Source organism: Legionella gresilensis, assembly GCF_900639865.1.
GTDB classification, from domain to species: Bacteria; Pseudomonadota; Gammaproteobacteria; order Legionellales; family Legionellaceae; genus Legionella_C; species Legionella_C gresilensis.
This window is the reverse complement of the sequence record NZ_CAAAHX010000035.1, coordinates 1-3,345: the sequence shown is the minus strand read 5'-3', so window position 1 is coordinate 3,345 and position 3,345 is coordinate 1. Positions and strand designations below refer to the sequence as shown.

The window sequence follows — 3,345 nt, the reverse complement described above, 5'->3', positions numbered from 1 at the left end:
ATTTAAATATTGCATTATAGAATTATAAGGCAAGTAATTTATAAGCTAATAGTCATTTTTGTAACAGACCCTCTTTGATAATATTTAAAACACTGCCACTATTTTATAAATTTATAGATGGGAACCCAGCAGAATAGTTACTTTCAGCAAACTGTGAAGATTTACGCTGACTATCTGCAAAAAAACCAATACCGCCTCCTACAACACTGCCAATTGCGGTAGCAGGAATAATAAATTTTAATATACCATTAAATATCATAAGTGATAAGCCCTCATCTTTTGCATGTATGCCATACCATGCTATAGCTGCACTTATTCGATGATGGGTCATAAAAGCGCCTGCTGCTGCTCCTATCATAGCGCCTCTTTTACTATATGATTTTATAGTGTTAGATTTCATAATACTGTTTCCTTTTAATGAATTAAAGTAGCGCATTATATAGAAGGCTAATAAGTAGTCAAAGAAAGGAGATAAATATAGAGAAACCTATTAAAAGTCGCCTAGTAGATTATGTGTCTTAAAAAACGACGGTTTTTAAGACTTTCCAGACTTATAATTCCCTACTATTAATCATTTGTCAGTTTTTTTCAGGTTACTATGTTTATTGAATCTGTTACAAAAACATTCAACCTACGAAATCATAAGTTTTAAGTAGGTCTCATTTGATTGATAGACAGTTTATTTTGTCTACTAACCATCCATCTGCTGAATTGTCCTTTGATTTCAGGCCGCATAGGCCGCTTTCAATGATTGCAAGCCTCTTACTGGGTTGATAAAACACTTAAGTTTCCTATGATCAGCTTTTAGATGGTTATTGCGATATTTAATCTGGTAATGCTGTATATTTTCAGAATGGTTGCCTTCCTGTAGTAAATAACTTGAAACAAAGGACGATAAGATAATTATTATTAACAGAAACTATCAAGACCAATACAGGTATTTATGAAAATATACGATTTTCCTTTTTGCGAAAATCCAAATGCTGCCATTTTGAGATTAACCAAAAATTTTGGATTGAGAAAAGAAAATGAACTTTCTAATGAGAAGCTTTCTTCAAAGGAAAACGCTAAGAGAAAACATGCAGAACAAGTATATGCAGATATGTCCAATCTAATAGTGAAAATGAAAGAACAGGGAATTAAAATCATCACCCTAGAAGAAGATAAATATATCAAAAACAATGTGACTTATTTATACTCTGATCAAGTATTCTTAACTGATACCGGACATTATTTTGTTGATGAGGGTAAACTTCATTTTATCCCAGCCTTTTTTAAGAATAAGTCACGTCGAGGAGAGGAAAAGACCCCAACTAAACTTGCAACCCAGCTTGGCGCAACTATATGGCCTCTACAAAAAGCTGGTGAAAAGAAAATTATTTTTGAAGGCGGCGACTTTATACAAGCACCGAACCGATCATTATTCTTTTTAGGTTATGGCCAAAGGACTGAAAAGAGAGCCGTTGATGTGATTTGCCAAATAATCAAAAATAAAGTTATCCCAATAAAGTTGCTACGCAAAGAATTCTTTCATTTAGATTGCTGCGTATTACCACTTCCTAATGATGTGTTGATTCTATATGAGGGCGACTACATTAAAAGTGGTAATGGAAATTTTATGTTAGATAAGGATGGTTTACCTCTATTACAACAAGGAAGCCAAACAATTACAGATGAGAGTAGATGTCTGCTTCGGGAGATTTATGGTCTAGAAAAAATTATTTTACTCAGTACCGTTGAGGCTTTTGCCTTTGGTGCTAATGCTGTGATTTTAAAAAGCGATACAGACAAACGCTATAAAATGTTTGTGAATGGTGATTCTAAGGGTAGACAAATAGAAGAAAGCGTTGCAGTTCAAAAGCACTTAATTTCTTATTTTTCACATACCAAGAAGAAAATATTAGAATTAACTGAAAACCTTATCGATATCATCGAAATACCTTATAAAAGCTTACATTATTCACATGGGTCTGTTCATTGTACTGTTGAAGAAACTTTTCTGAAATAAACATATCGCAATAACTCCCCATTAACAAGTAGACTCAAGAAAGGAACTTTTTTTGAGATAATTTTCGGTCACAATCTAATTTTTAATCAAACGACTATTTTAGCTTGATATATTTTAGAAATGTATGAAATATCAAGCAAACCATCCTCATCTACATACAAATGAATTAATTCACGTATTTGTCGCTCTGCATTTTTAATACCAAGGTTAACAATAGCCTGCTGTCCTGAGGTCGAAGATTTTATCATTTCCCAAAAATCTTTCGGGAACATTTTTTTGACCAAGGAAAAGCTTGTTCAGTCGCATTTTGGAAGTAAATGTTTAACTCATCAAGAAAAGGATAAGCTCGATAATCTCGATTATAATATTTTACATTTTTATCATAAGAATTTTTTTCTAGAAATGATTCATATTTTTCTAAGAAAGGGTTCTCTTTCCAATTACGATTATTTTCGATAATAGCAATTACACCATTTTTGCGCAGAACTCTCTTTGTCTCAGAATAAAAAAGTGGCCTATTAAAATATTGCATTGCTAGGGCAGCGATCATTATATCAATTGAGTTTTTTTCAAGTGGTAACTTCTCTGCACTTCCTGCCACATAGACAATATTTTTTTCAGCTGTTTCTCGTTTCGCTTGTTCGAGCATATTAAGATCTGGCTCTACTCCAATAACGTTACACTTTTTTTGAGAAGCAAGATAAATACCTCTTGTAGCGATACCAGTTCCACATCCTACATCTACGACAATCGGGTTGTTAATCCCATTAGAAGTTTGTTCCCAAAATTGTAAAAGGGTGGAAAACAATTCTTCAGGATAATTTGGTCTTGCTTTTTGATAACTTACAGCATTACCTATGAATTTCCGTTTAATTTCTTTAGCCATGAAATTTCCTAAATATCATTGGCAAAAAAAGCGATTATCAATACCTTAAAGACAATCTGTATATACCATGAATTAATTATAAAATAATTTAATCTTAATAAGAAAGTGAGCCTGGTTGGCCTCATTACAAGGTTATTTTAGCGTGAAATTTAATTCGCATAAATTTTGCTTTTAATTTTATCAAATTAATTTCTTACGCCAAAGTTTAACTAATAACCCACCGTCTCAAAAAACGACCTTTTTTTGAGAATTTTGATTTGACCCTAGTAATTTTAAAGAAAGCCTAACCTATCCTCAATCATAGGCCTATTTACAATACTAGCGCGCACATTAAAGGATTACTTTGCTATGCAAATAGCGCTATTGGAAATTACCCAATATTTAGGCCGCGTTGCAAATACTATCAAGCGTAAGAAAAGTTAAATTTTAGGTAGATCTTACTTGTAAATGC

Annotated in this window: 5 protein-coding genes; 1 reads left to right on the top strand and 4 read right to left on the bottom strand. The window is 32.6% G+C overall.

Annotated features, from left to right (window positions below; all coding sequences use genetic code 11):
* Positions 1-103: 103 nt before the first annotated feature.
* Positions 104-400 carry a hypothetical protein gene (locus E1P04_RS17335; protein WP_131784044.1) on the bottom strand — a complete coding sequence of 99 codons (297 nt, stop codon included), beginning with the start codon at positions 398-400 and terminating at the stop codon, positions 104-106.
* Between the two features lie 324 nt (positions 401-724).
* A complete protein-coding gene (locus tag E1P04_RS18490; RefSeq protein WP_427853593.1) occupies positions 725-901 on the bottom strand; it encodes a DDE-type integrase/transposase/recombinase in 177 nt (58 codons plus the stop codon).
* A gap of 42 nt (positions 902-943) precedes the next feature.
* Between E1P04_RS18490 and E1P04_RS17325 the strand changes: the two genes are divergently transcribed.
* Positions 944-2,008: an arginine deiminase-related protein gene (locus tag E1P04_RS17325; RefSeq protein WP_131784107.1), complete on the top strand. Its 1,065-nt coding sequence runs from the start codon at positions 944-946 to the stop codon at positions 2,006-2,008.
* Positions 2,009-2,094: 86 nt separating this feature from the next.
* Here E1P04_RS17325 and E1P04_RS17800 read toward each other — a convergent pair whose 3' ends face one another.
* Both E1P04_RS17800 and E1P04_RS17320 read right to left on the bottom strand, forming a co-directional pair.
* On the bottom strand, positions 2,095-2,256 hold the full coding sequence (locus E1P04_RS17800) for a hypothetical protein (protein WP_165482850.1): 162 nt from the start codon (positions 2,254-2,256) through the stop codon (positions 2,095-2,097).
* Positions 2,253-2,894 carry a class I SAM-dependent methyltransferase gene (locus E1P04_RS17320; protein ID WP_131784106.1) on the bottom strand — a complete coding sequence of 214 codons (642 nt, stop codon included), beginning with the start codon at positions 2,892-2,894 and terminating at the stop codon, positions 2,253-2,255. The genes E1P04_RS17800 and E1P04_RS17320 overlap by 4 nt, the downstream gene beginning before the upstream one ends.
* Positions 2,895-3,345: the final 451 nt, after the last annotated feature.